The 25,365-nt window shown below is 35.4% G+C and carries 28 protein-coding genes; 19 read left to right on the forward strand and 9 right to left on the reverse strand.

Annotated elements, in window-relative coordinates:
- Positions 1 to 13: 13 nt before the first annotated feature.
- Entirely contained in the window at positions 14 to 943 is a 930-nt protein-coding gene (gene glsA, locus CER22_RS21995; RefSeq protein WP_001149862.1) for a glutaminase A, read from the reverse strand.
- 69 nt (positions 944 to 1,012) lie between these two features.
- On the opposite strand from glsA, the gene CER22_RS34120 reads away from it, so the two are divergent.
- From CER22_RS34120 to CER22_RS22065, 13 genes are all read left to right on the forward strand, one after another.
- Positions 1,013 to 1,126, forward strand: coding sequence for a transcriptional regulator (locus CER22_RS34120; protein ID WP_074651593.1), 114 nt, complete (start codon positions 1,013 to 1,015; stop codon positions 1,124 to 1,126).
- A gap of 142 nt (positions 1,127 to 1,268) precedes the next feature.
- On the forward strand, positions 1,269 to 2,771 hold the full coding sequence (nagE, locus tag CER22_RS22005) for an N-acetylglucosamine-specific PTS transporter subunit IIBC (RefSeq protein ID WP_048567302.1): 1,503 nt from the start codon (positions 1,269 to 1,271) through the stop codon (positions 2,769 to 2,771).
- A gap of 254 nt (positions 2,772 to 3,025) precedes the next feature.
- The gene (locus CER22_RS22010) at positions 3,026 to 4,279 is read left to right on the forward strand and encodes a serine hydrolase domain-containing protein (protein ID WP_088061664.1); all 1,254 of its coding nucleotides are present in this window, start codon (positions 3,026 to 3,028) and stop codon (positions 4,277 to 4,279) included.
- Between the two features lie 239 nt (positions 4,280 to 4,518).
- On the forward strand, positions 4,519 to 5,334 hold the full coding sequence (locus CER22_RS22015) for a sugar ABC transporter ATP-binding protein (RefSeq protein ID WP_088609561.1): 816 nt from the start codon (positions 4,519 to 4,521) through the stop codon (positions 5,332 to 5,334).
- A 167-nt stretch (positions 5,335 to 5,501) separates the two neighbouring features.
- Entirely contained in the window at positions 5,502 to 5,903 is a 402-nt protein-coding gene (locus CER22_RS22020) for a hypothetical protein (protein WP_000335522.1), read from the forward strand.
- Positions 5,904 to 5,919: 16 nt separating this feature from the next.
- Positions 5,920 to 6,114, forward strand: a complete 195-nt coding sequence (locus CER22_RS22025) for a hypothetical protein (RefSeq protein ID WP_000899469.1) — start codon at positions 5,920 to 5,922, stop codon at positions 6,112 to 6,114.
- Between the two features lie 13 nt (positions 6,115 to 6,127).
- A complete protein-coding gene (locus CER22_RS22030) occupies positions 6,128 to 7,672 on the forward strand; it encodes a glycosyltransferase family 2 protein (protein ID WP_088061666.1) in 1,545 nt (514 codons plus the stop codon).
- Positions 7,665 to 8,906 (forward strand): nucleotide sugar dehydrogenase, encoded by a 1,242-nt coding sequence (locus CER22_RS22035; protein ID WP_075313226.1) that lies wholly within the window; start codon positions 7,665 to 7,667, stop codon positions 8,904 to 8,906. Before CER22_RS22030 ends, CER22_RS22035 begins: the two co-directional genes overlap by 8 nt.
- Positions 8,903 to 9,868 (forward strand): NAD-dependent epimerase/dehydratase family protein, encoded by a 966-nt coding sequence (locus tag CER22_RS22040; protein WP_060486943.1) that lies wholly within the window; start codon positions 8,903 to 8,905, stop codon positions 9,866 to 9,868. Before CER22_RS22035 ends, CER22_RS22040 begins: the two co-directional genes overlap by 4 nt.
- Positions 9,861 to 11,408 carry a glycosyltransferase family 2 protein gene (locus CER22_RS22045; RefSeq protein WP_141542761.1) on the forward strand — a complete coding sequence of 516 codons (1,548 nt, stop codon included), beginning with the start codon at positions 9,861 to 9,863 and terminating at the stop codon, positions 11,406 to 11,408. Before CER22_RS22040 ends, CER22_RS22045 begins: the two co-directional genes overlap by 8 nt.
- Before the next feature lie 339 nt (positions 11,409 to 11,747).
- On the forward strand, positions 11,748 to 13,997 hold the full coding sequence (gene pflB / locus CER22_RS22055) for a formate C-acetyltransferase (protein WP_088609562.1): 2,250 nt from the start codon (positions 11,748 to 11,750) through the stop codon (positions 13,995 to 13,997).
- A gap of 68 nt (positions 13,998 to 14,065) precedes the next feature.
- On the forward strand, positions 14,066 to 14,797 hold the full coding sequence (pflA, locus tag CER22_RS22060; RefSeq protein WP_000589742.1) for a pyruvate formate-lyase-activating protein: 732 nt from the start codon (positions 14,066 to 14,068) through the stop codon (positions 14,795 to 14,797).
- A 412-nt stretch (positions 14,798 to 15,209) separates the two neighbouring features.
- A complete protein-coding gene (locus CER22_RS22065) occupies positions 15,210 to 16,376 on the forward strand; it encodes a diglucosyl diacylglycerol synthase (RefSeq protein WP_000594705.1) in 1,167 nt (388 codons plus the stop codon).
- A gap of 369 nt (positions 16,377 to 16,745) precedes the next feature.
- Here CER22_RS22065 and CER22_RS22070 read toward each other — a convergent pair whose 3' ends face one another.
- The 4 genes from CER22_RS22070 to CER22_RS22085 all read right to left on the reverse strand — a co-directional run bounded on the left by CER22_RS22070 (position 16,746) and on the right by CER22_RS22085 (position 19,951).
- Positions 16,746 to 16,865 (reverse strand): YfhE family protein, encoded by a 120-nt coding sequence (locus CER22_RS22070; protein WP_000358487.1) that lies wholly within the window; start codon positions 16,863 to 16,865, stop codon positions 16,746 to 16,748.
- 110 nt (positions 16,866 to 16,975) lie between these two features.
- Positions 16,976 to 17,533: a GNAT family N-acetyltransferase gene (locus tag CER22_RS22075; protein WP_000914737.1), complete on the reverse strand. Its 558-nt coding sequence runs from the start codon at positions 17,531 to 17,533 to the stop codon at positions 16,976 to 16,978.
- Positions 17,534 to 17,774: 241 nt separating this feature from the next.
- Entirely contained in the window at positions 17,775 to 18,905 is a 1,131-nt protein-coding gene (locus tag CER22_RS22080) for an amidohydrolase (protein ID WP_000698306.1), read from the reverse strand.
- 140 nt (positions 18,906 to 19,045) lie between these two features.
- Positions 19,046 to 19,951: a TIGR01777 family oxidoreductase gene (locus CER22_RS22085; protein ID WP_088061655.1), complete on the reverse strand. Its 906-nt coding sequence runs from the start codon at positions 19,949 to 19,951 to the stop codon at positions 19,046 to 19,048.
- An 81-nt stretch (positions 19,952 to 20,032) separates the two neighbouring features.
- On the opposite strand from CER22_RS22085, the gene recX reads away from it, so the two are divergent.
- Positions 20,033 to 20,845, forward strand: coding sequence for a recombination regulator RecX (gene recX, locus CER22_RS22090; protein WP_000268506.1), 813 nt, complete (start codon positions 20,033 to 20,035; stop codon positions 20,843 to 20,845).
- Between the two features lie 10 nt (positions 20,846 to 20,855).
- Positions 20,856 to 21,173: a YfhH family protein gene (locus tag CER22_RS22095; protein ID WP_001057030.1), complete on the forward strand. Its 318-nt coding sequence runs from the start codon at positions 20,856 to 20,858 to the stop codon at positions 21,171 to 21,173.
- Positions 21,174 to 21,237: 64 nt separating this feature from the next.
- Here CER22_RS22095 and CER22_RS22100 read toward each other — a convergent pair whose 3' ends face one another.
- Together CER22_RS22100 and CER22_RS22105 are read right to left on the reverse strand one after the other, a co-directional pair.
- Positions 21,238 to 21,390: a YpzG family protein gene (locus tag CER22_RS22100; RefSeq protein WP_000122093.1), complete on the reverse strand. Its 153-nt coding sequence runs from the start codon at positions 21,388 to 21,390 to the stop codon at positions 21,238 to 21,240.
- Positions 21,391 to 21,436: 46 nt separating this feature from the next.
- Positions 21,437 to 21,595: a small, acid-soluble spore protein K gene (locus CER22_RS22105; protein ID WP_000517891.1), complete on the reverse strand. Its 159-nt coding sequence runs from the start codon at positions 21,593 to 21,595 to the stop codon at positions 21,437 to 21,439.
- A gap of 123 nt (positions 21,596 to 21,718) precedes the next feature.
- Here CER22_RS22105 and CER22_RS22110 point away from each other — a divergent pair, with 123 nt between their 5' ends.
- Positions 21,719 to 21,985: a YfhJ family protein gene (locus tag CER22_RS22110; protein ID WP_000997857.1), complete on the forward strand. Its 267-nt coding sequence runs from the start codon at positions 21,719 to 21,721 to the stop codon at positions 21,983 to 21,985.
- Positions 21,986 to 22,009: 24 nt separating this feature from the next.
- Here the strand turns inward: CER22_RS22110 and CER22_RS22115 are convergent, their stop codons facing one another.
- A complete protein-coding gene (locus CER22_RS22115; protein ID WP_048542102.1) occupies positions 22,010 to 22,990 on the reverse strand; it encodes a metal-dependent hydrolase in 981 nt (326 codons plus the stop codon).
- A gap of 149 nt (positions 22,991 to 23,139) precedes the next feature.
- Here CER22_RS22115 and mutY point away from each other — a divergent pair, with 149 nt between their 5' ends.
- A complete protein-coding gene (gene mutY / locus CER22_RS22120) occupies positions 23,140 to 24,237 on the forward strand; it encodes an A/G-specific adenine glycosylase (RefSeq protein ID WP_046953679.1) in 1,098 nt (365 codons plus the stop codon).
- A 35-nt stretch (positions 24,238 to 24,272) separates the two neighbouring features.
- On the opposite strand, the gene CER22_RS22125 is transcribed toward mutY, so the two are convergent.
- Complete coding sequence (locus CER22_RS22125) at positions 24,273 to 24,497, reverse strand: hypothetical protein (RefSeq protein ID WP_048542097.1); 225 nt, start codon at positions 24,495 to 24,497, stop codon at positions 24,273 to 24,275.
- Positions 24,498 to 24,621: 124 nt separating this feature from the next.
- Here CER22_RS22125 and CER22_RS22130 point away from each other — a divergent pair, with 124 nt between their 5' ends.
- Positions 24,622 to 24,903: a gamma-type small acid-soluble spore protein gene (locus CER22_RS22130; RefSeq protein ID WP_000039039.1), complete on the forward strand. Its 282-nt coding sequence runs from the start codon at positions 24,622 to 24,624 to the stop codon at positions 24,901 to 24,903.
- A gap of 188 nt (positions 24,904 to 25,091) precedes the next feature.
- Positions 25,092 to 25,352, forward strand: a complete 261-nt coding sequence (locus CER22_RS22135) for a YgaB family protein (protein ID WP_000997582.1) — start codon at positions 25,092 to 25,094, stop codon at positions 25,350 to 25,352.
- Positions 25,353 to 25,365: the final 13 nt, after the last annotated feature.

A 25,365-nucleotide genomic window follows, 5' to 3' on the forward strand; every position in this document is an offset into this window, starting at 1 on the left:
GGATAACTCTGAATTAAAAAATGCTCCAACCTTCTTGAGCAGAAAGAAGTTCAAGAATTTTAAAACCAGCGATACTATTTCCGTTTGCATCTAAAGCCGGTCCGAAAATGCCAATTCCCATTTCTCCTTTTACGCAGCCGAAAATGCCACCAGCTACGCCGCTTTTTGCGGGGATACCAACGCGGATCGCAAATTCACCAGACTCGTTATACATACCACATGTAACCATAAATGTTTTACAGATTTTTGTAATATGTTTAGGGATAATTTGTTTTTTCTTATATGGATCATATCCATCCATCGCAAAAATTAAGCCGATACGTGCTAAATCGATACAGTTTACTTCAACTGCACATTGTCGAGTGTATAAATCCATAAGTTCTTCGATGTCACAATCGATAATTCCGTTTTGTTTCATGTAGTAACAAAGTGAACGGTTTAAGTAAGCTGTCTCTAATTCTGAATTGGCAACTTTAGAAGAATAATTAATGGTAGGATTATCTGTTATTTCACGTACAAAATGAAGGATGCGCTCCATTTTTTTTTCATTATCTTTTCCTGTTAACATGCTCGTAATAGCTAGTGCTCCCGCATTAATCATTGGATTAAGTGGTTTGGATGGACTTGTTGTTTCTAACTTAATAATAGAGTTGAATGGATCACCAGTTGGTTCCATTCCAACTTTAGAAAATACATATTCTTCACCACGATCTAAAAGGGCAAGTGCAAGTGTAATTACTTTTGAAATACTTTGAAGAGTAAATAGTGTTTGTGAGTTGCCAGCATGGATATATTCTGTTTCTTTATGGAAAATGGCAATCCCTAAATCGTCTGGATTTGCATTTCCTAGTTCGGGGATATAAGTAGCAAGCTTTCCTTTTTTCGTATATGGTTTTACTTGTTCTAACAACTGTTGTAAGTTGTTTGTTTCAATGCACTGCATAGTACCAACGCTCCTATTTCGAATTAACTACGTTTACTTTTCCCGATATGCTCGGAAATAAATAATAACATGAAAAGGTGGAATGATAAAACGAAAGTTACATGTTCTATAGTAGGTATTTCGTTTCGAGTATTCTATATTAAAAAAGGAGAATTTTCCTTTTATATAACAGTTTGGAAATAGGAGATTTATCCATAAAAAATTCAAAAATAAAAACTACACATCTATACAACTATATGTTATTATGGTTATGTAAATAGAAAGCGTTTTCTAAGGCGTACTTATAATGATAACGATTTCATAAATTGAATTAGGGGGAATTAAAATGTTGCAGTTTCTACAACGTATTGGTAAAGCGTTAATGCTTCCAATCGCAGTGCTACCAGCAGCAGGATTATTGCTTCGTCTAGGACAACCAGATGTATTTGATATTCCTGTTATGGCACAGGCCGGTGCAGCAGTTTTTGATAATTTAGCACTTATTTTTGCAATTGGTATTGCAATCGGTTTGTCTGTTGATGGTAGTGGTGCAGCAGGTCTTGCAGGTGCAATTGGTTATCTAGTTATGAAAAACAGTATTGATGCACTTAGTAAGGGATATTCTACTGTAGAATTACAAGATAAATTAGGCAAAGTTCAAGATTTAATAGGTAATAGCGCTAATGTAGACCCATCTAAGCTTGCAGATACAATGACACAGGTATCTAAGGCAGCCGAATTATCGACTAAAGTGGATATGAAAGTTTTAGGTGGTATTATTGTCGGTGTTATAGCAGGACTTCTTTATAATAAATTCCATAAGATTAAACTTCCAGAATGGTTAGGGTTCTTTGCTGGAAAACGTTTCGTTCCGATTGTTACATCGGTTGTGATGTTACTATTAGGAATTCTATTCGCACAAATTTGGCCAGCAATTCAAAATGCTATCGATGCATTAGCTCATGGAATTGTTAATTTAGGGGCAGTTGGTTCAGGTCTATTTGGTTTATTAAACCGTCTATTAATTCCAATCGGTTTACACCACGTAATGAACACATACTTCTGGTTCGTACTTGGTGACTTTACAAATGCAGCAGGTAATGTTGTAAATGGTGATATTGCTCGCTTCCTTGCAGGAGATAAAACAGCGGGTATGTTTATGACTGGTTTCTTCCCAGTTATGATGTTCGGTTTACCAGCAGCATGTTTCGCAATGATTGCGGCTGCTAAACCAGAAAAACGTAAAATGGTTACAGGTATGTTAGGTGGTCTAGCATTAACTTCATTCTTAACTGGTATTACAGAACCAATTGAATTCTCATTCATGTTCTTATCACCAGTATTATATGGTATTCATGCTGTATTAACAGGTCTGTCTCTATTTATTACAACAACTCTTGGCATTCACGATGGTTTCACATTTAGTGCCGGTGCAATCGATTACTTCTTAAACTTCGGTATTGCAACAAAACCAGTATTACTCGCGGGAGTCGGTTTAATTTACGCAGTAATTTATTTCGTTGTATTTTACTTCTTAATTAAGAAGTTCGATCTAAAAACTCCTGGTCGCGAAGATGACGACGAGCTAGCTGAAGAGGGTGACGCACCTGTTGCAGGTTCAATTGGTGAAACTTACGTAGCAGCTTTAGGTGGAAAAGAAAACTTAACAGTTATTGATAACTGTGCAACACGTCTACGCTTACAAGTGAAAGATGCTGGTCAAGTAAACGAAGCAGCATTAAAACGTGCTGGTGCAAAAGGTGTTATGAAATTAAGTAACACGAGTGTCCAAGTTATCGTAGGTACAAATGTTGAATCTGTTGCCGATGATATGAAAAAACACGTATAAATAATGAGATAAGAGGATATCCCAAAAGATTGATAACATCAATTTTTTTAGAGGATATCCTCTTTTTTATGTTAACGATTTAACGGGAATCTTACTTTTGTAAATTTTCTTTTTCTTTTTTATACATATAGGTTGGTAATATGTGCAGTGCGTGATAAAGTAGGGATGATATAGAATAGAGTATCCATAATCTGCTAAAATAAATCTTTAGTAGAGGAAGTAAATTATTGGTGAGTAAGGGGAAAAAAGCAATCATGGATCAGGAAAAAAATAATGCGAATGGGAAAGCACGTCGGCCGATTGTATACATAAAAAGAACAATCATTCTCGTCTTACTATTTTCACTTGTATATTTCATGTATACAAAAATTGTTGCGCATAATAAGAAAGAAGAAACTTTAAAAGCAGCGGCAGAAATGAAGAAACAAGAAGAGCTGAAAAAGAAAGAAGAAGAAAAAAAGAAACAAGAAGCACAAAAACAAAAAGAGCAGGAAGAACAAGAAGAACAAGTGAAGCAAGCACAAGCTGTGGAAAAGCCTGCTGAGGGACCACCTCAAGAAATTAATGAAAACGCTCAATTAGATCAATATTTACAAAACGCAGGATTTAGCGGGACAGCTGTTATTGTGAAGAACGGAAAAGTTCTTTTGAATAAAGGATACGGTATGGCGAACAAAGAGAAACAAGTACCGAATAATTCAGAGACAACTTTTTATATTGGTTCTATTTCAAAGGCATTTGTAGCGACTGCTATTATGCAATTAAAGGATCAAAATAAATTAAATGTAGAGGATACGGTTGCAAAGTATATTCCAGATTTCCCTCAAGGTAATGGGATTCAGTTAAAGCATTTACTAACACATACATCAGGAATTCCAGAGTATGAGCAAGGAACAGAGGATATTTCTCATGAAGAACTGATAAAACGAATAGGAAAGCAAAAGCGTGTTGGGAGCCCAGGAGAGAAATGGAAATATTCCGATTCGAACTATTCGATACTCGCCTATATCGCTGAGAAGGTAAGTGGACAACCGTTAGAAGACTATATTAAACAACATATTTTTGCTACTGCGGGTATGAAACATTCTGGTTTCGGTAAAGCGTTAGAGCAAACAAGGTTCCCATCAACAGGTTATAAAATAGTAAATAACAATATGACAACACCTAATATTCCAAGTATGTCACAACTATATGGTTGTGGTGATATATATACAAGTGCACATGATTTATATTTATTTAATGAAGCACTCTTCTCTGGAAAGCTGATTTCAAAAGAGAGTTATAATCAAATGTTTACGGCTGTGAAAAAGGATTACGGATTTGGTTGGTATGTAGACCCGGGAAGTTATTCGAATCACGGTGTAATGCCAGGATGGAATTGTTTAAATGGATTTAGCAAAAACGGAAGTGTGTATGTCGTTTTATTATCTAATATTCAAAATAATATTAAATCGTTTGGTAAAGTGAATAACGACATTTATACGATGTTGCGAAATATTGAAGTGTAAGAGGCTATCCTATTGGATAGTCTTTTTTTATTGAGGAAGTGTAGGGGCAATGGGATAATGAAATAAAGTGAAACTTTAATCAGTGGGGGATTCTTCATCCCTCACTGATTATTAGCCCTCACCAATCGGGCTTTTACGGGCAGTCGATCCCCCACCTAACTTCTTTGCTTGCGCTGAATTTTGAAGTGGGGGTCTTACTGCCCGGCGAATAGCGGGATAAATGGAAAAGGGGGAGGAGTATGAGTATAGATAGGCATCACGCACGTAATGCAAAACGCATTTTTTTTGTATCTATTATTGTATGGGTTATTGTCACAATTGTATTAGTGATGGAATATAAAAAAGGGACGCTATTCACTTCGGAGAAAGAAAATTTGAAATTAATAAGTGTTGTAATACCGGCATTTGGATTATTCATATATAGCTTTATGGAAAAACGAAGATCAAAAATACTTAAAAAGGAAATTTATAATATAGAGAATTCTGAATTATTTGAACAACAAAAATTTGTTGTTCGTAAAGAGGTAGGGATATTTCAAGTAATAACGTACTTTGGATTAGATGGCAGTGCATTAGGTTTTTTAAAAGAAGAGTATGATTTTGTTATTCAACGTGTATGGCAAGTTGTACTTTCTTTTCTTTTAAAGGGACTACATAAGCAACAATTTTATTTATATAATCATTCGGGAGAAAGATTGTTGCGTGTTCAAAAGGAGATGGGAGTACGAAACTTCTATACTTTTTCTAATATAGATGGAAAGAAAATTGGAGAGTTGAAACAAGTACTAAGTTTAACAAAGTGGGAATGGACCTTTTTAGGGATGGATGGTGAAGAAATTGGTAAAGTGGCTGGCGATTTCTCAGCAACAATGCAGAAAATAGATTGGCGAGATGGAACGCATATTGATGTAAAAGAAGATGGTATTCCTTTAGAAGCTGTTAAGTATTTCTCGGCAAGTGGTGGTTCACTTGTTACAGCTTCTATAAGTGAACAGGCAGAATTGCCACGAGCGGTTTATTATAGTGCAGCTGCCATTGTTACAATTAAAAATTAAAATATACATAAAGATAGATGGGATACCATCTATCTTTTTTGTGTGACTAGAAAAGATGGTTTCTTTGAAAAATGTATGCCTTACCTATCACAAAAAAAGCCTGCTCTGTATACATTAAGATGTATGGATGTGTTTTTATACTTTAAAAATAATAGGAGGAGAAGTGTATGTGTTTGTTCGGTAAGTATTGGAAAAAGCTATCGAGATTGTTTAATAGACAATTAGATTATTTTTTAGATAATAAGTTATTGCCTGCTGTGGAGAGACTTTTATTTTCACAAAACTTCGCGAGATTTATTCAAAGAAACTCTAAGCAAGCTACGGAAGAAGTTATTGAATCAAGTAGATTTCAATCTATTATTTGTAACATTTTAAAAGAATGTAATACATCACCTTTTAAAGAAATTGCAGAGCAGTATTTGGGTAAAAACGTAGAGATTACTGTGACAGTTGGACAGTTAACGGGTGTGATTGTAGCAGTTGGTGATGATTTCTTAACACTGCAAGAAGGAATAGGAACAGAAGTTTTATTACCATTTACAAGTATTATATCAATTAAAGAAGTGTAAGAAAGGAGAGTTATATATGTTATTTACTGATGAATTACGTAACCATGTTGGTGAACTAGTGCAAGTTGTGACAGCTGTAGAAATCATTGCAGGCGTTCTTTTATCTGTGACGGATGGGGCAGTAATTGTTCGTACTTCTCCTTCTTATGGACCACCAGAAGATGTAGTTGTACGTATTCCGATTATTGCTTATGTTCGCTTGGAAGGGTAAGCGTGATACAAGTATGAGAGTGTCAGTTGTTATTCCAGTGCATAATGAAGCAAGTACTTTATCAAAAGTTTTAGTAGAAGTAAGGAAGTTGGAACCATATGAAATTATCATAGTAGATAATGGATCGACAGATGGTACGAAAGAAATAGCGTTACAGCTTAATTGCCGTGTGATTTATTATAGATATTCTCTTGGTAATGATGTGGGACGGGCAATTGGTGCTAGAGAAGCAAAAGGTGAAATTGTTTTATTTTTAGATGGCGATATCGTCATGAAAAGTGAAGAATTATACAATTTTATTAAAGGAATACAGCAAGGACATGAGATTGTTTTAAATAATTTAACATGGTCCGTTTATTTGAAGATGAGACCGCATTATACGACGGTTGGAAAATATATGTTAAACCGTTATTTGAACAAAAAAGAATTTGTTGTAGGATCTTTAATTGCGATACCACATGCGATAAGTCGTGAAGTGATTGAAGAACTAGGGTGGTGGAATTTAGCGGATCCAGCACTATTTCAAGCGATGGCGATGTCTAGAGGAGTAGATATTTCTGATATGGCTTCAGTTGATGTCATTTACACAAATAAAGTTCGTCCTGTCCATACGGGCACGTCACCTGGCTCTCCTTATCCGAAAGCGACTAGTCGTATTATGGGTGATCATTTGCGAGCTTTACAATACGTAATCGAAACATACGGTAATCGCGGTGGTTTTTCAGAGGGCAATAAAGATAGGGAGTTTGTAGGAAAGTATAAACCAGTTTTATTACAAAAGAAAAAAGCGAAATATAGTGCCATTATCCCAGTATCAGAAGAGAAAACAACTATAAGGTCTGTTATACAAGAAGTGAAAAAAGCAGGTGTAGATGAAATTATAGTTGTTGTGAATGGAGCTGCCGTAAAGACCATTAAACAAGTAAAGCTAGAGAATGTTATTGTTGTTGAGTTGGATGAAGTGCTTGGGCATAATGTAGCACGGGCGATAGGGGCCATGTATGCTACGGCAGATATTTGTTTATTTGTTGATAGTGATTTTGTTATTCCAGCAACAAATTTAATTCTATTTTTGCGTGCTATTGAAGATGGAAGTGATGTGGCATTAAATGATTTACAGTGTTTATTAGATATGTTTCATCCAGCAGATCCAATTAGCATGGGAAAATATTTTGTGAATTTGATAGCGAAGCGACCAGATTTATGGAATAACTCATTAACAGCAGTACCACACGCTATGCATAAAAAAGTAATAGAGAAAATTGGTTATGATTCTCTTGTGATTCCTCCATTAGCTCAGGTGAAAGCTATTTTAGAAGGATTCTCTATTACAGCAGTAGAGTTATTAGATGTTATAAAAACAAATCGAGTACGTCCAGAGCAACACGAATTTGTAAATGGGCGTATTTCAGCATTTGATCGTATTTTCGGTGATCAAATTGAGGCGATTGCGTATTTATTACAATGTACAGACGAACGCGGTGGCTTTACGGATGGAGATAGAGAGAGAGATATCATTCAACAATTGAGAAGGGAAGAAGAGAATACAAATGAATAGTAGTAAAGTAGCTATTATTGGCTTAGGGTATGTTGGCCTTCCTTTAGCAGTCCATTTTGCAGAGAGAGGGCATACAGTACTTGGGTTAGATAAAGATATTAGAAAAATAGAATCAATTATAAAAGGAGAAAGCTATATTCCGGATGTTTCTTCTAAAGAGTTACAAAGTTTATTGGTGAAAAAAAAATTAATAGTGAACACACCGGATCAAGGCATTGCTGATTTTCAAAATAGTGATTATGTTATTGTTACTGTCCCGACTCCGATTAATGAACAAAGAGAACCAGACTTAAGTGCCCTCATTTCAGCCTCACATTATATACAACAAAACCTTCAAAAAGGACAAACCTTCATTTTTGAAAGCTCCACATATCCAGGTACACTCGAGGAAGTTATCATTCCTATTATTTCTCAAACAGGTAAAAAGGTAGGAGAAGATTTCTATATCGGATATTCCCCTGAGAGAATTGATCCGGCTAATAGTCACTATTCTGTTCAAACGATTCCAAAAGTTATTAGTGGACAAACAGAAAAGTGTAAACAAAAAGTTCAGGAGTTGTATAGCACTACATTTGATGTCGTTGTTCCAGTTAGTTCTCCGAAAGTAGCGGAAATGTGTAAGTTATTTGAAAATATTCAGCGCCTAGTCAATATTTCATTAGTAAATGAGTTAAACACACTATGTGAAAGTTTAGGAATTGATTTTTATGAGGCGATTGAAGCCGCATCTACAAAACCGTTTGGATTTACTCCATATTGGCCAGGACCAGGAATAGGAGGACATTGTATTCCAGTAGATCCTTTATATTTCCAATGGAGAATAAAAAGGAATGGGGAAATTAGTCAATTAATTGAGGCTGCACATGTGATTAATGAAGAAATGCCAGAGAAAATAGTCCGGAAAGTAAAAGGCATGGTGCAATCACCTGCATCAGTTTTAATTGTAGGAATTGCATATAAGAAAGATGTAAATGATTTGAGAGAATCACCGGCTTTACCAATTATTGAATTGTTACTAAAAGAAGGATATGAAATCGAATATCACGATCCATATATTTCTTCTGCAAAGTTTGAAGGCAAGGTGTACCAATCTGTTTCTTTGGATGAACATGTCGTTAAACAAGCGGGTTGTATATTAATTTTAACTGATCACTCTAATATCGATTGGAAGCTTTTTAAAGGTATGAAGCGAGTAATAGATACACGTGGAATTATAAAGAAGGTGAGTGTATGAGTAAGAAATGTTTAATTACAGGTGGAGCAGGATTTATTGGTTCACATTTAGCTGAAGAGCTGGTGAAAAGAGGGTATGGGGTTACGATCGTTGATAACTTCTATAAAGGGAAAAATAAATATCATGATGAGTTAATGAAAGAAATTCGAGTTATTCCAATAAGTGTTTTAGATAAAAATTCTATTTATGAATTAGTAAACCAACATGATGTAGTGTTTCATTTAGCAGCAATTTTAGGCGTGAAAACGACAATGGAAAAGAGTATAGAGCTTATTGAAACGAATTTTGATGGAACGAGAAACATTTTACAAGCAGCGCTAAAAGAAAAGAAGAAAGTGGTCTTTGCTTCTACTTCAGAAGTATATGGTAAGGCAAAGCCACCCTTCTCTGAAGAGGGAGATCGATTATACGGGGCAACTTCTAAAATACGCTGGAGTTATGCAGTGTGTAAAACATTAGAAGAAACATTATGTTTAGGATACGCATTAGAAGGTTTACCGGTAACGATTGTTCGTTATTTTAATATTTATGGTCCAAGAGCGAAAGATGGTCCGTATGCAGGGGTAATCCCACGATTTATTAGTGCGGCTTTGCAAGGAGAAGACATTCTCGTATATGGAGATGGAGAGCAGACACGTTGTTTTACGTATGTAAGTGATGCGGTAGAGGCAACGATTCGAGCGATGGATGAGAAGGTAAATGGTGAAATTATTAACATAGGTTCTGACAATGAAAAGAGTATAAAAGAAGTGGCAGAAGTAATTAAAAAGCTAACGAAATCCTCTTCAAAGATTGTTCAAGTTCCTTTTGAAGAGGTGTACCCACATGGCTTTGAAGAAATTCCAAATAGAAGACCAGATGTTGCGAAATTAAGAGAACTTGTTCAGTTTCAAGCAGAAGTAACATGGGAAGAAGGATTGAAAGAAACTATTAAGTGGTTCCGTGAAGAAAATAATGGCTAAGTCACTATCGGTCATTATACCTGTATGTAATGAAGCTGAAACGATTTCAGATGTTATCCAATCGGCAAAAGGATTAAATCCAATAGAGATTATTGTAGTAGCAAACGGTTGTAACGATGGTACAGAAGAGGTTGCTGATCGTTTAGGGTGTAAAGTAATCAAGTATATAGAGCTACTAGGGAACGATGTTGGCCGCGCGATTGGCGCAAAACATGCGATAGGTGATGTATTACTATTTATAGATGGAGATTTTGCTATTCAAACTTCAAAATTACAATTATTCCTTAATCCGATTTTACATGATCAGGCCGACATCGTTTTAAATAATTTGGACGCATTATTTTTAAAGAAACAAAAACCGCACGCCGTGACAGTATGGCGCCAAATATTAAATGCAATGTTAGAGCGTGAAGAATTAAAAATTGATTCCTTATTAGATGCACCTCATGCGCTGACGAAAGAGGTCGTTCAAAGCATCGGATATGAATGTTTTGTTAATCCTATTTTGGCTCATTTACGCCTCGTTCAAAGTGAATGGAGAATTAGTCGGCATTGTGCAATTGACGTTATTACGCCAAATAAATTTCGGCCGACCGAGCATGCTGCGTACGGCACGGGTCTTTCGCAATCTGAAAAACGGATGATAGGTGATCATATAGAAGCTGTAGCGGAGCGAATAGTAGGTAGTGATGAGCGCGGAGGATATTATGATGGAAATAGGAAAAGAGATAGTGTCTATCATACTTTAGATTTCGAAGATCTTTATCAAGGATGGGGCATTACATCTAAATTGTATAAAGGAAAGCAATTATCAGTCATTATTCCTGTACAAGATGAAGAGAAAACAATTGGAAATGTTATAGAAGAGCTTCGCAAAATTGAACCTTTTGAAATTATCGTTGTTGTAAATGGTTCGTCTGATAAAACAGCAACGATTGCAAAAGACAAGGGAGCAACAACAATTGTATATAAAGAAGCACTTGGCAACGATGTGGGACGTTCACTTGGGACTTATTTCGCCAAAGGAGAAATTGTATTATTTATAGACGGTGATTTTGTTATTCCAGCTAGTGAGCTATATCCATTTGCAAAAGCTATTGCAGATGGAATGGATGTCGCATTAAATGATCTAAATCATTATTTAGATTTAAGAGTACCGCTTCATCTTGTAACTGCATTTAAATATGCATTAAATTTAGCTTGTGATAGAAAAGATTTAGGAGTAGGATCTCTTATCGCTGTACCTAATGCGTTTAGCCAGAAGTGTTTGAAATCAATTGGGTATAGGTCTTTATTGTCACCTTGCGTAGCGCAAGTGAAAGCTATTCTTTCAGGATTCGAAATTGCGTGTGTAAGTCGTGTAGAGGTCGATAAGATGAACCGCATTCGTCCCAGTGAACATTTTGCAAAAATAGGTCATCCTCCAGCTGTCTTGCGAATTATAGGTGATCATATAGAAGGATTAGAGCAATTAATTGTATTAGAAGGTAGCCGTGGTGGATTCTATGATGGGAATAGAAAAAGAGATGTTTTAGAGTAGTAACAAAAAAAGTGTACAACATATGTACACTTTTTTGTTCTGTTATAAAAACTATAACAGATTAGGAGATAAGAGTATTACAGCTCTACAATGGGTATTGTTCTTATATTACAAAATAGGACTCGTATATAAGGGTACCAAAAAAATACAATTAAGGAAAGGGTTAATTATAAAGACTTTTAAGTGAAGTTAACACTGTGCATATAGTAGTTTGCTCAATATTTCACAAACATGTCACAACTATTTCGTTCACTTTAGCAAAAAAGTAGTATTCTAAGTGTGTAAGCTGTTATATAAAAAATCTTAGTCCTGTACTAATCAAAAATGGAGGAGATTAGGATGACTCAAGTATTAGAAAATGTTAAAAACGCATGGGAAAACTTTAAAGGTGAAAAATGGAAAGCAGAGATTGATGTTCGCGATTTCATTTTAAATAATGTAAACGTTTTCGAAGGAGACGAATCTTTCTTAGCGGGAGCAACTGAAGCAACGAAACAACTTTGGGATCAAGTAATGGATTTAACAACGAAAGAACGTGAAAACGGTGGCGTTCTTGATATGGATACAAAAATTGTTTCTTCTATTACATCACATGAACCAGGATATTTAAATAAAGATATTGAAAAAGTAGTCGGTTTCCAAACTGAAAAACCATTTAAACGTTCTTTACAACCATATGGTGGTATTCGTATGGCGGAACAAGCTTGTGAATCTTATGGATACGAAATGGATAAAGAGCTTAGTCGTATTTTTAGAGATTGGAGAAAAACTCATAACCAAGGTGTATTCGATGCTTATACACCAGAAATGAGAAATGCACGTAAATCAGGTGTAATTACTGGTCTTCCAGATGCATACGGACGTGGACGTATTATCGGTGACTACCGACGCGTAGCATTATATGGTATTGATCATTTAATTGAAGCGAAAAAAGCTGATTTGAATTTAACTGGCGGTGTAATGAGCGAAGATACAATGCGTTTACGCGAAGAGTTATCTGAGCAAATGCGTGCACTTCAAGAGTTAAAACAAATGGCTGCTTCTCATGGCTTTGATATTTCTAAGCCAGCAACAAACACACAAGAAGCATTCCAATGGTTATACTTCGCATATCTTGCAGCAATTAAAGAGCAAAACGGAGCTGCAATGAGTCTTGGACGTACTTCTACATTCTTAGATATTTATATTGAAAGAGATTTAGCAAATGGTACTTTAACAGAAGAAGAAGTACAAGAAATTGTGGATCACTTCATTATGAAATTACGTCTTGTGAAATTTGCAAGAACACCTGATTATAATGAATTATTCTCTGGTGACCCAACTTGGGTAACTGAGTCTATCGGTGGTATGGCATTAGATGGTCGTCCATTAGTAACAAAGAACTCATTCCGTTTCTTGCATACATTAGATAATTTAGGACCAGCTCCAGAACCAAACTTAACAGTTCTTTGGTCTAAACAATTACCGCAGAACTTTAAAAACTACTGTGCGAAAATGTCTATTAAAACATCAGCAATTCAATATGAAAATGATGACATTATGCGTGCTGACTACGGTGATGACTACGGAATTGCTTGTTGTGTATCTGCAATGAGAATTGGTAAACAAATGCAGTTCTTCGGCGCACGTGCAAACTTAGCAAAAGCATTACTATATGCGATTAACGGTGGTAAAGATGAAAAATCTAAAGCACAAGTTGGTCCTGAGTACGCACCGATTACTTCTGAAGTATTAGATTATGAAGAAGTTATGCGTAAGTTTGATATGACAATGGAATGGTTAGCAGGTCTATATTTAAACACATTAAATGTTATTCATTACATGCATGATAAATATAGCTACGAACGTATTGAAATGGCACTTCATGATACAAATGTTCTTCGTACAATGGCAACAGGTATCGCGGGTCTATCTGTAGTAGCAGACTCTTTAAGTGCAATTAAACACGCAAAAGTAAAACCAATTCGTGATGAAAACGGTATTGCAGTTGACTTTGAAATCGAAGGAGATTTCCCTAAATACGGTAACAATGATGACCGTGTAGATGAAATCGCTGTAAATCTTGTAAAAACATTTATGAATAAACTTCGTAAACATAAAACATACAGAAATTCTGTTCATACAATGTCGATCTTAACAATCACATCTAACGTTGTATACGGTAAGAAAACTGGTAACACTCCAGATGGTCGCCGTACTGGAGAACCATTTGCACCAGGTGCGAACCCAATGCATGGTCGTGATACAAAAGGTGCATTAGCTTCATTATTATCTGTAGCTAAATTACCATATGAAGATGCACAAGATGGTATTTCTAATACATTCTCTATTATTCCAAAAGCACTTGGTAAAGAAGATGATGTACAAGTACGTAACTTAGTATCAATGCTTGATGGTTATGCAGTAAAAGAAGGCCATCACTTAAATATTAACGTATTTAATCGTGAAACATTAATGGATGCGATGGAACATCCTGAGAAATATCCACAATTAACAATTCGCGTATCTGGTTACGCTGTAAACTTTATTAAATTAACTCGTGAACAACAAATCGATGTAATTAATCGTACAATGCATGAAAGTATGTAAGTGAAAAAGTGTCCCTCTGCTTTTTATAAATAGCAGAGGGGGGCTGCTTCAATAAAGGAGGAAGTAACATGATAAAAGGAAGAATTCATTCTGTAGAGTCTTGTGGTACTGTTGATGGCCCAGGAATTCGTTATGTCATATTTACACAAGGGTGTTTATTACGTTGTCAATACTGTCATAATGCTGATACGTGGGAGATCGGTAAAGGAAAAGAAATAACAGTTGAAGAAGTAATGCAGGATGTGACATGTTACCTTCCTTTTATTGAAGCTTCTGGAGGCGGTATAACAGTTAGTGGTGGTGAACCATTATTACAGCTAGATTTCTTAATTGAATTATTTAAGAAATGTAAGGAAGTTGGAATTCATACAACAATTGATTCTTCGGGTGGTTGTTATTCTGAAGAACCAGAATTCCAAAATAAGCTAGATATTTTAATGGATTACACAGATTTAGTTTTATTGGATTTGAAACATATTGATTCAAAGAAACACCGTAAATTAACAGGGAAACCAAATGAACATATTTTACAATTTGCTCGTTATTTATCGGATAAAAATAAACCAATTTGGGTAAGACACGTATTAGTTCCTGGTGTTACGGATAATGAAGAGGATCTACAAAAATTATCTAGCTTTATTCAAAGCCTGTCTAATGTTCAGAAGGTTGAAGTGCTACCATATCATAAGCTTGGTGTATATAAATGGGAGGCACTTGGGCATAAATATCCACTCGCGAATGTAGAACCACCTACTGAAAAAAATGTAGAGCAAGCAAGACATATTTTACAAGCAGTCTAATCCAAATATTGGATTAGGCTTTTTGCTTTCTTTACAATAAAACCTAGAGTATGTATATAGAAAAGAGTATACTAAAAATAGAATATCCATATTTTTGTAAGGAATAAGTGGAGAAATTTACATAATTGTAAAGGGAAATCAAAATAGTAAAAAGAATTAAGAAGTAAAAGAGTGAGTATCATGGAATAGAGAACATTTGTAAGTTATTGCGAAAGCTCTTATAGGAAAGTATAATGTAAAGATATGAGCACAGATAGGATTAAGGGGTCAATCTTATATGCTTTGCATATCCACGACAGGTACATAGCTGAAAGAGAAGTATTAGAATCTGTTTATGTAATTTTTAAGGAAAATGTTTTTCCTATTGTCGTATATGCAATATGGAGAAACAATAAGCTAGGAGTGGATTTGTTTGATAAAAAACCCCAAGGTTTTAATATTAACTGCACATTACGGTAATGGTCATGTGCAAGTAGCGAAAACATTAGAACAAACATTTCGCCAAAAAGGAATTAAAGATGTAATTGTATGCGATTTGTTCGGAGAATCACATCCAGTTATAACCGATATTACAAAATATTTATATTTAAAAAGTTATACAATAGGAAAAGAATTATACCGCTTGTTTTATTATGGCGTAGAAAAAATTTATGATAAAAAAATAGCATCTTGGTATGCGAACTTTGGAAGAAAACGTTTGAAATTACTTTTACAAGCAGAGAAACCGGATATTGTTATTAATACTTTTCCGATCATAGCTGTACCAGAGTTAAAAAAGCAAACAGGTATTTCAATTCCTGTTTATAACGTATTAACGGATTTTTGTGTGCACAAAATATGGATTCATCGGGAAGTAGATCGTTATTTTGTAGCAACGGATCACGTGAAAAAAATTATGGTTGATATTGGTGTGCCCTCGGAGCAAATTGTTGAAACTGGAATTCCGATTCGTAGTAGTTTTGAGCTGAAGATCAATCCAGACATTATATATAATAAATATCAGTTATGTAAGAATAAAAAGATTTTACTAATTGTAGCAGGTGCTCATGGGGTATTAGGAAGTGTAAAAGAACTATGCCAATCATTTATGTCATTACCTGATTTACAAGTAGTTGTCGTTTGTGGAAAGAATGAAGCGTTAAAACAGGATTTATTAGGAGTACAGGAAAAAAATCCTGATGCATTAAAAGTATTTGGTTATGTTGAAAATATTGATGAATTATTCCGTGTTACTTCTTGTATGATTACGAAGCCAGGCGGTATTACGTTAAGTGAAGCGGCAGCATTGCAAGTACCTGTCATTTTATATAAGCCTGTTCCAGGGCAAGAAAATGAAAATGCGATGTACTTTGAAAGAAAAGGAGCTGCAGTTGTCATTCGTGATGATAGTGAGGTTTTTGCAAAGACAGAGGCGTTATTACAAGATGATATGAAGCTTCTTCAAATGAAAGAAGCGATGAAAAGCATTTATCGTCCGGAGCCAGCTGGTCATATTGTGGATACAATTTTGACAGAAAATCATGTAGAACCGAATCATATACCTATTAAATCACCTGCTCTTGCACAATTATTTACTTAATATGAAACCCTCTTTTATATGTTTAAAGAGGGTTCTTTATTGTTTTATAAGATAAAGTAGTAACTTATCCACATGAAGATTACGCTTTCATTAAACAGTAAAGTCGAAATATTAACAACTATATCCACATTGTCCACAATTTTTAGAAAACTATCCACAATTCTAACATTTACTATGCGTTACAACATATAAACTTGTGAAGGATTTGTTGAATTTATTCACAATTCTATAAATTGTGTGGATAACGTTATCCACACAAAAAAGGTTCCTTATAAATAAGGAACCTTTTTGTCTATTCTATCACGTAGAAAAAATATGTAATGAGAATGAATAATTAGGGGGGAAAACTTCTAATTATTCATTCTCACTTTAAATACTTTTCGAGCGATAACCCGCTGCGCGATCTGCTTTGCGAAATTCTCGTTGGTAAAGAACTTCTTGTGTACTAGATAATGTGTTTTTTGTTTTGTCACGTTTCTTTTTATCCATTACAAATCACCTCGTGTCCTAAAGTCACTATCTATCGTTTCCAAAGACATAGGGTGATATACGTATATGGTAAAATGTTAATGATTAACTATTTTTTCTGGAAATTTAGATTATGCTTCTTTTAATTGGTGAGCATCTTGGAACGTTGTATCTCGCATTGTAGCAAGTGTATATTGATCTTTTGGGATTTCATATAAGTTATATACTTCTTCATTTGCGTTAATTTCATCATAAACGGCTTTTCTTGTTTCGTTTGCTAGATTTACATATTGTAGTTTTTCGGCAGCTTTAATAGAACGAATATTTATTTTACGAATACGCATAAAGATTGTTTCAATATCTAATTCATAGAAAAGTTCACTAAAAAATGAATCTTTCGCCAATTTATTATAGCCTTTTCCATGATAGGGTTTGCCAAGCCATGTTCCGAGAAATCCGGCTTTTTCTTGCACATCAAATAAAGTAATTGTTCCGATAGGGTTACCCCATTCATCTAAAATTGTGCGTGAAATTAATTCCCCACGCTCTTCAGCTTCAATCGTTTGTTTCGTTAAAAATAAATACTCTTCATAAGAATAAGCCTTTTGACGCACAAAAGGGAAGACAGCTGGGTCCACCATTAACTCGTATAGAACGTGGCTGTCGTGTAAGTCGCGTTTTTTCAACATACTAACTCCTCCTCACACGAGGGTAGCATGACGAAAAAACACCCCACCCTCGAAATTTTTATATCAATCTTTAAAAAATTTCGGGGTGGGAATCGAACCCACTAGAACCAGTTTCTAACGCTGGTGGCGCACCATTTGCCTTCCCCATTCATCAATTTGAAAATGATAATCACGACACAAATTGATTATGGTTTCATTCAGTTTATAATCGTATAATACTTTATCTAGTCAAAAAAATAAACTAGTTTTTTTTATTTTTTTTGTAAATTATTTTTCCATCAATCATGGTTAGTACAGGCTTGGCTAAATAATGGAAAGGATGATGAGTCCATAACACAAGATCAGCGTCTTTTCCGACCTCAATGCTTCCAATTCTATCCTCTAAACGTAAATTTCGTGCTGGAAATATGGTGATTCCTTCTAGTGCAGTTTTTTCGTCTAATCCTTCTCTTACTGCGACAGCAGCACAAATATTTAAATATTGAATTGGTGTATAAGGGTGATCTGTTGTTATAGAAACTTCCACACCATTTTTCGATAATATATGGTAAGTATCCCATGTTTTGTTTTTAAGTTCGATTTTAGAACGGCGTGTAAGAGTGGGGCCAACTGAAACCTTCAAATTGTGTTTCGAAAGTTCTTCAACAATAAAGTGTCCTTCTGTACAATGTTCAATACGTAAATCGAGATTGAACTCTGTTGCAAAGCGTAGAGCAGAACTAATATCATCTGCTCGGTGAGCGTGGATACGTACGGGTATTTCGCGGCGTAATGCTTTTAAGATAGGAAGCATTCGAAAATCAGCTTCATGCCCGTAGTGCTGTGCTTCATAGAATGATTCCCGAAGTAATCCCATAATTCCCATACGTGTTATGGATTCTTTTGTTCCATTACTATGGACCTTTTTAGGATTTTCTCCGAAGGCAATCTTTAAGCCGGCAGGTTCTTGAATAATCATATGATCAATACAAGTTCCAGCTGTTTTTATTACACAAGTCGTACCACCGATAATGTTTTGACTTCCTGGCATAACGTGAACAGTTGTGATTCCGTTTTGTACAGCATCTTGAAATGCAATATCAAAAGGGTGGATTCCGTCCAAAGAACGGATATGTGGTGTTGAAACTTCAGATGTTTCATTTGCATCATTGCCAGCCCAACCAGTACCTTCATCATAGAGACCAAGATGAGTATGGACATCAATAAATCCAGGTAAAAGATGAAGAGCACGAGCGTCTATAACTGTCATATCTTGAGTAGGTTGAATGGAAGGCTTGACCTCGGCAATTCTTTCTCCTATAACGAGTACATCCCCTTGAAATTTTTGGGATGTAATAGGATAGACAATGGCTTGTTTGAGCAATATTTTCATAGGTACCTCATTTCTGTTACTTTACAATGTTAATGGAATTTAAGGGAAAGTAACTGAAAGGTTATTTGTGTAATAATGCTCCGGATTCTAGAAAATGAAAGTTTTGAAAGGGGACCCTGTAAAACTGTGTTTTAGAAGTACTACATTGTATGCGAAAGTATATTTTGTAATGCATGGTCTATTGCCGGAAATGTGTATTGATACCCATGTTCAATTGCTTTACTAGGTAATACATGTTGTCCTTCGAGTACAAGTATACTCATCTCACCTAATAAAGTGTGAATCATAAATGAAGGGACAGGTAACCAATGAGGTTTTTTCATTATAGTTGCAATGGTTTCTCCAAATTCCTTCATTCTTATAGGTAGGGGAGCTGTGATGTTAAAAGGGCCATCAATTTCTTCTTTGTGTATGATGAAATCAATTAGGCGAACGACATCGTCTATATGAATCCATGATAACCATTGGTTTCCAGATCCAATTGTACCTCCAATATAGAATTGATAGGGGAGTAGCATTTTGGGAAGAGCTCCTCCGTCTGCGCCTAATACAACTCCAAGTCTTACGTAGATTGTTCGCATTCCAAGAGAACGTGCTTTAGATGCTTCTTGTTCCCATGAATATACTGTATTTGCTAAAAAGTCATTTCCAGGAATCTCATGCTGTTCTGTAAAAGACTCAGTTTCAGACGTTCCATAGTATCCAATAGCACTTGCGTTAATAAATGTATTTGGCTTTGTACCAAGTGTTTGCAATTGTTTAATGAGTCCTTTTGTTGTTTGAATTCGACTGTTTAAAATGGATTCCTTTTGTTTCTTTGTCCATCTACTATTAATAGACTCTCCAGCTAGATTAATAACTACATCGATAGAAGAGAGGGGGAAGGTTTGTAAATCTGGTGTCCATTGTACATACTGAAGGTTAGGATGGGAAGTTTCAGTAGTTTTGTTTCGAGTAAGAATGTAAACATTATATCCTTTTTGAATAAAAAAAGTAGAAAGGTATTTACCGATAAAGCCGGTACCACCAGAAATTGCGATTCTCACAATTATTTCCTCCTCATTATATATATTCTTGAAAAGCAAAAACGTTCCTTGACTATGTTAAAATAATAGAGAGGTGAGAGTATGGCTGTCATTACAAAAATAGAAGTGCAAAAACGATCGAAAGAACGATTTAATATTTATATTGATAAAGGTCAAGGTGAAGAATACGGATTTAGTGTGGATCAAGTAATCTTAATGAAACATGGATTACAAAAAGGATTAGAAATTGATGAAATAGCGTTAGGGAATATTTTATACAATGAAGAGGTACAAAAAGCATATTTACAAGCAATTTCCTATCTATCCTATCAAATGAGAACAAAAAAAGAAGTAGAAGACTATTTACGAAAAAAAGAAGTGGGACAGGCCGTCATCTCTGAAGTCGTTTCGAAATTATTACATGATCGATATATTAATGATAAAGAGTACGCTGTTTTATATACGCGAACGCAAAGTAATGTGAATCGAAAGGGTCCGACTGTTATTAAAAGAGAGTTATTAAATAAAGGTGTTCAGGATCTAATCATTACACATAGTTTACAAGAATATCCGAAGGAAAAGCAAATTGAGAATGCTTTACTTCTTATAGAAAAGAAGAAAAGGTCTTATCAAAAGCATTCCTTTTTACAAATGAAGCTAAAGTTAGACGAAATGCTTGTTCGTAAAGGATATTCTAGAGATGTGATTCAAATTTGTTTGGAAGAATTGAAAGACGAAAAAGATGACGAACAGCAACAAGAAGCGTTACACTATCATGGGAATAAATATTATGAGAAATATAAGAAGTATGATGGATGGACATTCGAAAATAAGATGAAACAAGCGTTATATCGCAAAGGGTTCTCTATTGATGAGATAGAGATATTTTTGCAGATGAAACGTGAAGAGGGATGAGGGGAATAAGATGAATATGCCAAAGCGCTACAGTGAAATGACACCACATGAGCTAAGGGAAGAAATTGGGGTTTTGAAAGAGCAAGCAATAAAGGCAGAGCAGCTTGGTATTGTAAATGAGTTCGATGTATTAATGCGCAAGATGGCAATGGCTCGTGCTTATATGACTGATATAAACAAATTCCATATTGGTGAGACATATGAATTAGTAGAAGAACCTGGTATATTATTTGAAATTACGTATTTCAACGGGGTATTTGCTTGGGGACATAAGCAAAATGATAATGAAGAGATTGGAATACCGATTTCTTTATTGCAAGAAAAATGAAAACCAGAGAGCGAATATCTCTCTGGTTTTCATCTTTGGTAGGCGTTACAGGAGATAGGAGATTCTAAAATTGGCGTTTTTTACATTCATTCGCCAGTATAATGAGAGACTGGGTTTGTTGCGTCTGTCCGTTAACTTGCGCCTTTGCATGTTTCGGACGAGTCCACGTATGGTTAAATAATTCAGAACGACTATCTAAGCGATCACGGTAGCTCATCTTTATCACCTCGTGTAGGAAGTTAATTTTTTAGGTTGTACCTGAACTATTCTTCCTGCTGATTTGCAGCACGCATACGTTCTTGTGGGTGCGTGTTAATTGTGCCGTTAGGTCGTTTCGAAGCGAAGCGTGATTTCGCTTTCGGCTGACCATCGATTTTGCTGTTGTTTTTTGACTCAGACCAAAATTCGGCTTGTTTACCCATTGCGAACGCCCTCCTCATCATCAGTTGATACCTCTTTAAGAAGTATCACTTATAGAATGTGCAAAATAGAGGAAACTATCCTTTAGAAATTAAGGGAATAAATAGGTAAAAGGAGAATAGAACATGAATGATATTCACGAAACATTAACAAAAGAATTGTTAGACAAAAATGACAAACTTTCTTACGCACAAGCTCGTGCGTGGGTTGAATTATTGTGGGAAGACTTTCAAACAACTTATGCTAAATCAGGTCGTTATCAAGGTGATGAAATGACTGAACAAGTGGTACGAACATGGATTAATAATCATGGAGGTCGCCTTCATGAAATGCGTACAAATAATCCGAAATATAGCCATTTAATCAATCAAGAAGATCATTTGAAACATTAAAAAAAGCGACTTAAGTCGCTTTTTTTAATGTGGAAGTAATTCCAGTTTTTTTCGAAGTTTTTCTTCACTAAAAATCCATCCTGTATAGGAACTAATAATATTTAAATTGTGGTCGAGTTGAACGATTGCAACGAATGGATAATAATCTTTACTGCGATAGCGCAAATCAATGAAGCGAACTTCGTAATAATGATCATAATCGAAAATGTCCCAGCGATACACAGGGGAGAAAGATAGAAATGCTGAGATGTTTTCATCTTGTTTAGCTGCGCGCATAATAGCATTATCTGGGAACGGTACCCGGTCGAACTTATCATATATCATGATGTTACCACGATGCCATCTAGCAACGTAGTAATAATCAGTTGTAACGATTGCTAAATGGTAATGATAAAATCTGTAAGAAGGGGAAATGATTATTTTCTCCACATGATTGAAACGTTTATATACGACGCTACGTATGTTTCTATGCATCATAATCCGTCCGATATAGTAAATAATCATCAATATATACGCTGCTAAGGCAGTATACCCTTTATGGGAACCTACAAGCATACAAGCAATCGCGAGTAGGTGGATAAAGAAAATGACGGTATCAAATGTATTAATGATGCCGAGCGCTACCCATTTTTTTGTGAAGGGCCGTAATGCCTGGGTACCGTAGGCGTTGAAAATATCTACAAAGACATGAAGAAAGACGGCAATAAATGACCAAAGTAGTAGATGCAAATATGGAGCGTCTGAAAAGAAGGCGAAAGAGATGCCACTTATAAGGAATGACCAAAGAATCACTGCAGGAATGGAATGAGTAATCCCGCGATGATTTCTTATATATTTAGCGTTATTACGCAATTTTAAAACTGTATCGATGTCAGGAATATTGGAACCGGCAATTGTAGCAAGCATAACTGCTTGTGGCCCAATATCACTTTGTGCTATGGCTGGATCTAACGTTGCCAAACTGCCTAGAGTAACGCCCATAACAAGGTGAGTGGCTGTGTCCATAGAAATCCACCTCCGTTTTTTATTAATGTAACTCTTTTTATTCGATACCTCAAGTCCTTTGCCTTCTATTTCCTATGTCATCTTACTTAAATTTTTTCCTAAAATCTTTATAATAGTACTTATATGCAAAAAAATGAGGGGGATCAAGTTTGACACTTGAAATATTAAATAATTTTAACATAGAGCAGTTTCAAAATGATTTAATTGGTTGGTTTGAAAAAGAGCAACGCGACTTACCGTGGCGTAAAAATAAAGATCCATACCGCGTCTGGGTTTCGGAAATTATGTTGCAGCAAACAAGGGTAGAAGCTGTAAAACCATATTACGCGAATTTTATGGGGAAGTTTCCTACTCTAGAAGCTTTGGCAAATGCTGGTGATGAAGAAGTGTTAAAAGCATGGGAAGGTTTAGGATATTATTCTAGAGCACGAAATTTACATGCGGCTGTAAAAGAAGTGAAAGAAGTATACGGCGGGATAGTACCAAGTGATGTAAAGAAAATTGAAAAATTAAAAGGAGTTGGCCCCTATACAAAAGGTGCTATTTTAAGTATCGCATATGGTATACCAGAGCCGGCAGTTGACGGAAATGTTATGCGTGTATTATCTCGCATTTTATCAGTATGGGATGACATTGCAAAACCGAAAACTAGAAAAGTGTTTGAAGAGATTGTACGTGAAATTATTTCGGCTGAAAATCCATCTTATTTTAATCAAGGTTTGATGGAATTAGGTGCACTAATTTGTATTCCAAAAAATCCATCTTGCTTACTTTGTCCTGTACGTGAACATTGCCGAGGATATGCTGAAGGTGTTCAAAAGGAGTTACCAGTAAAAAGTAAAGCGAAGGCTCCTACAATGGTACCGATTGTTGCAGGGGTACTTCAAACAGAAGATGGTCGTTACGTCATTAATAAACGTCCAAGTACCGGGTTATTAGCTAACATGTGGGAGTTTCCAAATGCTGAACTTGGGGAAGGGATTCGGAATCAGAAAGAGCAGCTTACAGATTATATGAAAGAAAAATTTGAGCTCTCGATTTCTATTGAAGAATACGCAATGAATGTACAACATACATTTACACATCGCACTTGGGATATATTCGTATTTTACGGAAAAGTAACTGGTGATATTGTTGAAACAGATACATTGAAATTTGTATCGAAAGAAGCATTTGAGCAGTTACCATTCTCGAAATCGCATCGTACGATTTATGAGAATTGCGTTGAGAAAATTACAATGCAATAAATTAAAAAAGTGTTCCCTAGATTGGGAACACTTTTTTAATCGTAAGAAATTTTTGTCCCATGAGTCCAATTAGCTTCACCTTGTTGTAAGCCACCTCTTGATTCAATTTCTACTACAATTTCTTTATAGATACTTTGACCTTCTGCATTTAAATACGGCAAAATCTGTTGTAATGAGTGATGAAAATAAGCTAATTCATCTTCTTTCCACTCATTTTTTGAAACCATCGTTAGTTCAGTCATATCGCGTCCTATATACATATTTCCACCTCCATTTCCTATAGTTTGAATGAGTGATAAGAGATATATACGGAGATTAAAAAAAGAAAATCACGGATAACTTCTAAGTGAATTGGTTACATTATTGGTTGTGGAGGTGAGAAAGATGAGTAAAAAACAACAAGGTTATAACAAGGCAACTTCTGGTGCTAGCATTCAAAGTACAAATGCTAGTTATGGTACAGAGTTCGCGACTGAAACAAATGTACAAGCAGTAAAACAAGCAAATGCACAATCAGAAGCAAAGAAAGCACAAGCTTCTGGTGCACAAAGTGCAAACGCTAGTTATGGTACAGAATTCGCAACTGAAACAGATGTGCATGCTGTGAAAAAACAAAATGCACAATCAGCTGCAAAACAATCACAATCTTCTAGTTCAAATCAGTAATGAAAGAAAAACACTTCTCTAATTCGGGAGAAGTGTTTTCTTTGTGCCTGGGTCATAGTAATGAAAATAAAGTGAACGACATAACTTCTAATAAGTCAACAAATGTAGTCAAAGGAGAAGGAAGTTAAAGATGAGAAATATGTAATGAGGAAGAATAACTGATAAATAAGTCCAAAAGGGGGTAAGTAATGAACGACTTTGATAAGTTGGTAGGAGAGCAATTGGAAACGATGGACGAGTTGTTAAAGTTACAAGCTCATCTAGAGAAGTATCAGCAAATTGAAATGAGCGAAAAGGATACGTGCGATAAAAAGGAATTACATTTTATCCGCCAAGAAATATATAGAACAGAATTAGCGTTAAAACTGTTACATGAGAAATTTGAAGAGCAAACAAATAGTGTGATTCAATCTTTTGAGACTGAAAAAATGATTTCGAATTTAGGGTAAGGCATGTTGTTAC

The sequence above is a fragment of the Bacillus sp. K2I17 genome, from assembly GCF_002209985.1.
Taxonomy (GTDB): Bacteria; Bacillota; Bacilli; order Bacillales; family Bacillaceae_G; genus Bacillus_A; species Bacillus_A wiedmannii.

Excerpts from the sequence above, each read along its gene's own strand:
- glsA (WP_001149862.1), bottom strand. The coding sequence starts at position 943 with ATGCAGTGCATTGAAACAAACAACTTACAACAGTTGTTAGAACAAGTA.
- CER22_RS34120 (WP_074651593.1), top strand. The coding sequence starts at position 1,013 with ATGAAAAGGTGGAATGATAAAACGAAAGTTACATGTTCTATAGTAGGT.
- nagE (WP_048567302.1), top strand. The coding sequence starts at position 1,269 with ATGTTGCAGTTTCTACAACGTATTGGTAAAGCGTTAATGCTTCCAATC.
- CER22_RS22010 (WP_088061664.1), top strand. The coding sequence starts at position 3,026 with ATGGATCAGGAAAAAAATAATGCGAATGGGAAAGCACGTCGGCCGATT.
- CER22_RS22015 (WP_088609561.1), top strand. The coding sequence starts at position 4,519 with ATGAGTATAGATAGGCATCACGCACGTAATGCAAAACGCATTTTTTTT.
- CER22_RS22020 (WP_000335522.1), top strand. The coding sequence starts at position 5,502 with ATGTGTTTGTTCGGTAAGTATTGGAAAAAGCTATCGAGATTGTTTAAT.
- CER22_RS22025 (WP_000899469.1), top strand. The coding sequence starts at position 5,920 with ATGTTATTTACTGATGAATTACGTAACCATGTTGGTGAACTAGTGCAA.
- CER22_RS22030 (WP_088061666.1), top strand. The coding sequence starts at position 6,128 with ATGAGAGTGTCAGTTGTTATTCCAGTGCATAATGAAGCAAGTACTTTA.
- CER22_RS22035 (WP_075313226.1), top strand. The coding sequence starts at position 7,665 with ATGAATAGTAGTAAAGTAGCTATTATTGGCTTAGGGTATGTTGGCCTT.
- CER22_RS22040 (WP_060486943.1), top strand. The coding sequence starts at position 8,903 with ATGAGTAAGAAATGTTTAATTACAGGTGGAGCAGGATTTATTGGTTCA.
- CER22_RS22045 (WP_141542761.1), top strand. The coding sequence starts at position 9,861 with ATGGCTAAGTCACTATCGGTCATTATACCTGTATGTAATGAAGCTGAA.
- pflB (WP_088609562.1), top strand. The coding sequence starts at position 11,748 with ATGACTCAAGTATTAGAAAATGTTAAAAACGCATGGGAAAACTTTAAA.
- pflA (WP_000589742.1), top strand. The coding sequence starts at position 14,066 with ATGATAAAAGGAAGAATTCATTCTGTAGAGTCTTGTGGTACTGTTGAT.
- CER22_RS22070 (WP_000358487.1), bottom strand. The coding sequence starts at position 16,865 with ATGGATAAAAAGAAACGTGACAAAACAAAAAACACATTATCTAGTACA.
- CER22_RS22075 (WP_000914737.1), bottom strand. The coding sequence starts at position 17,533 with ATGTTGAAAAAACGCGACTTACACGACAGCCACGTTCTATACGAGTTA.
- CER22_RS22080 (WP_000698306.1), bottom strand. The coding sequence starts at position 18,905 with ATGAAAATATTGCTCAAACAAGCCATTGTCTATCCTATTACATCCCAA.
- recX (WP_000268506.1), top strand. The coding sequence starts at position 20,033 with ATGGCTGTCATTACAAAAATAGAAGTGCAAAAACGATCGAAAGAACGA.
- CER22_RS22095 (WP_001057030.1), top strand. The coding sequence starts at position 20,856 with ATGAATATGCCAAAGCGCTACAGTGAAATGACACCACATGAGCTAAGG.
- CER22_RS22100 (WP_000122093.1), bottom strand. The coding sequence starts at position 21,390 with ATGAGCTACCGTGATCGCTTAGATAGTCGTTCTGAATTATTTAACCAT.
- CER22_RS22105 (WP_000517891.1), bottom strand. The coding sequence starts at position 21,595 with ATGGGTAAACAAGCCGAATTTTGGTCTGAGTCAAAAAACAACAGCAAA.
- CER22_RS22110 (WP_000997857.1), top strand. The coding sequence starts at position 21,719 with ATGAATGATATTCACGAAACATTAACAAAAGAATTGTTAGACAAAAAT.
- CER22_RS22115 (WP_048542102.1), bottom strand. The coding sequence starts at position 22,990 with ATGGACACAGCCACTCACCTTGTTATGGGCGTTACTCTAGGCAGTTTG.
- CER22_RS22125 (WP_048542097.1), bottom strand. The coding sequence starts at position 24,497 with ATGTATATAGGACGCGATATGACTGAACTAACGATGGTTTCAAAAAAT.
- CER22_RS22130 (WP_000039039.1), top strand. The coding sequence starts at position 24,622 with ATGAGTAAAAAACAACAAGGTTATAACAAGGCAACTTCTGGTGCTAGC.
- CER22_RS22135 (WP_000997582.1), top strand. The coding sequence starts at position 25,092 with ATGAACGACTTTGATAAGTTGGTAGGAGAGCAATTGGAAACGATGGAC.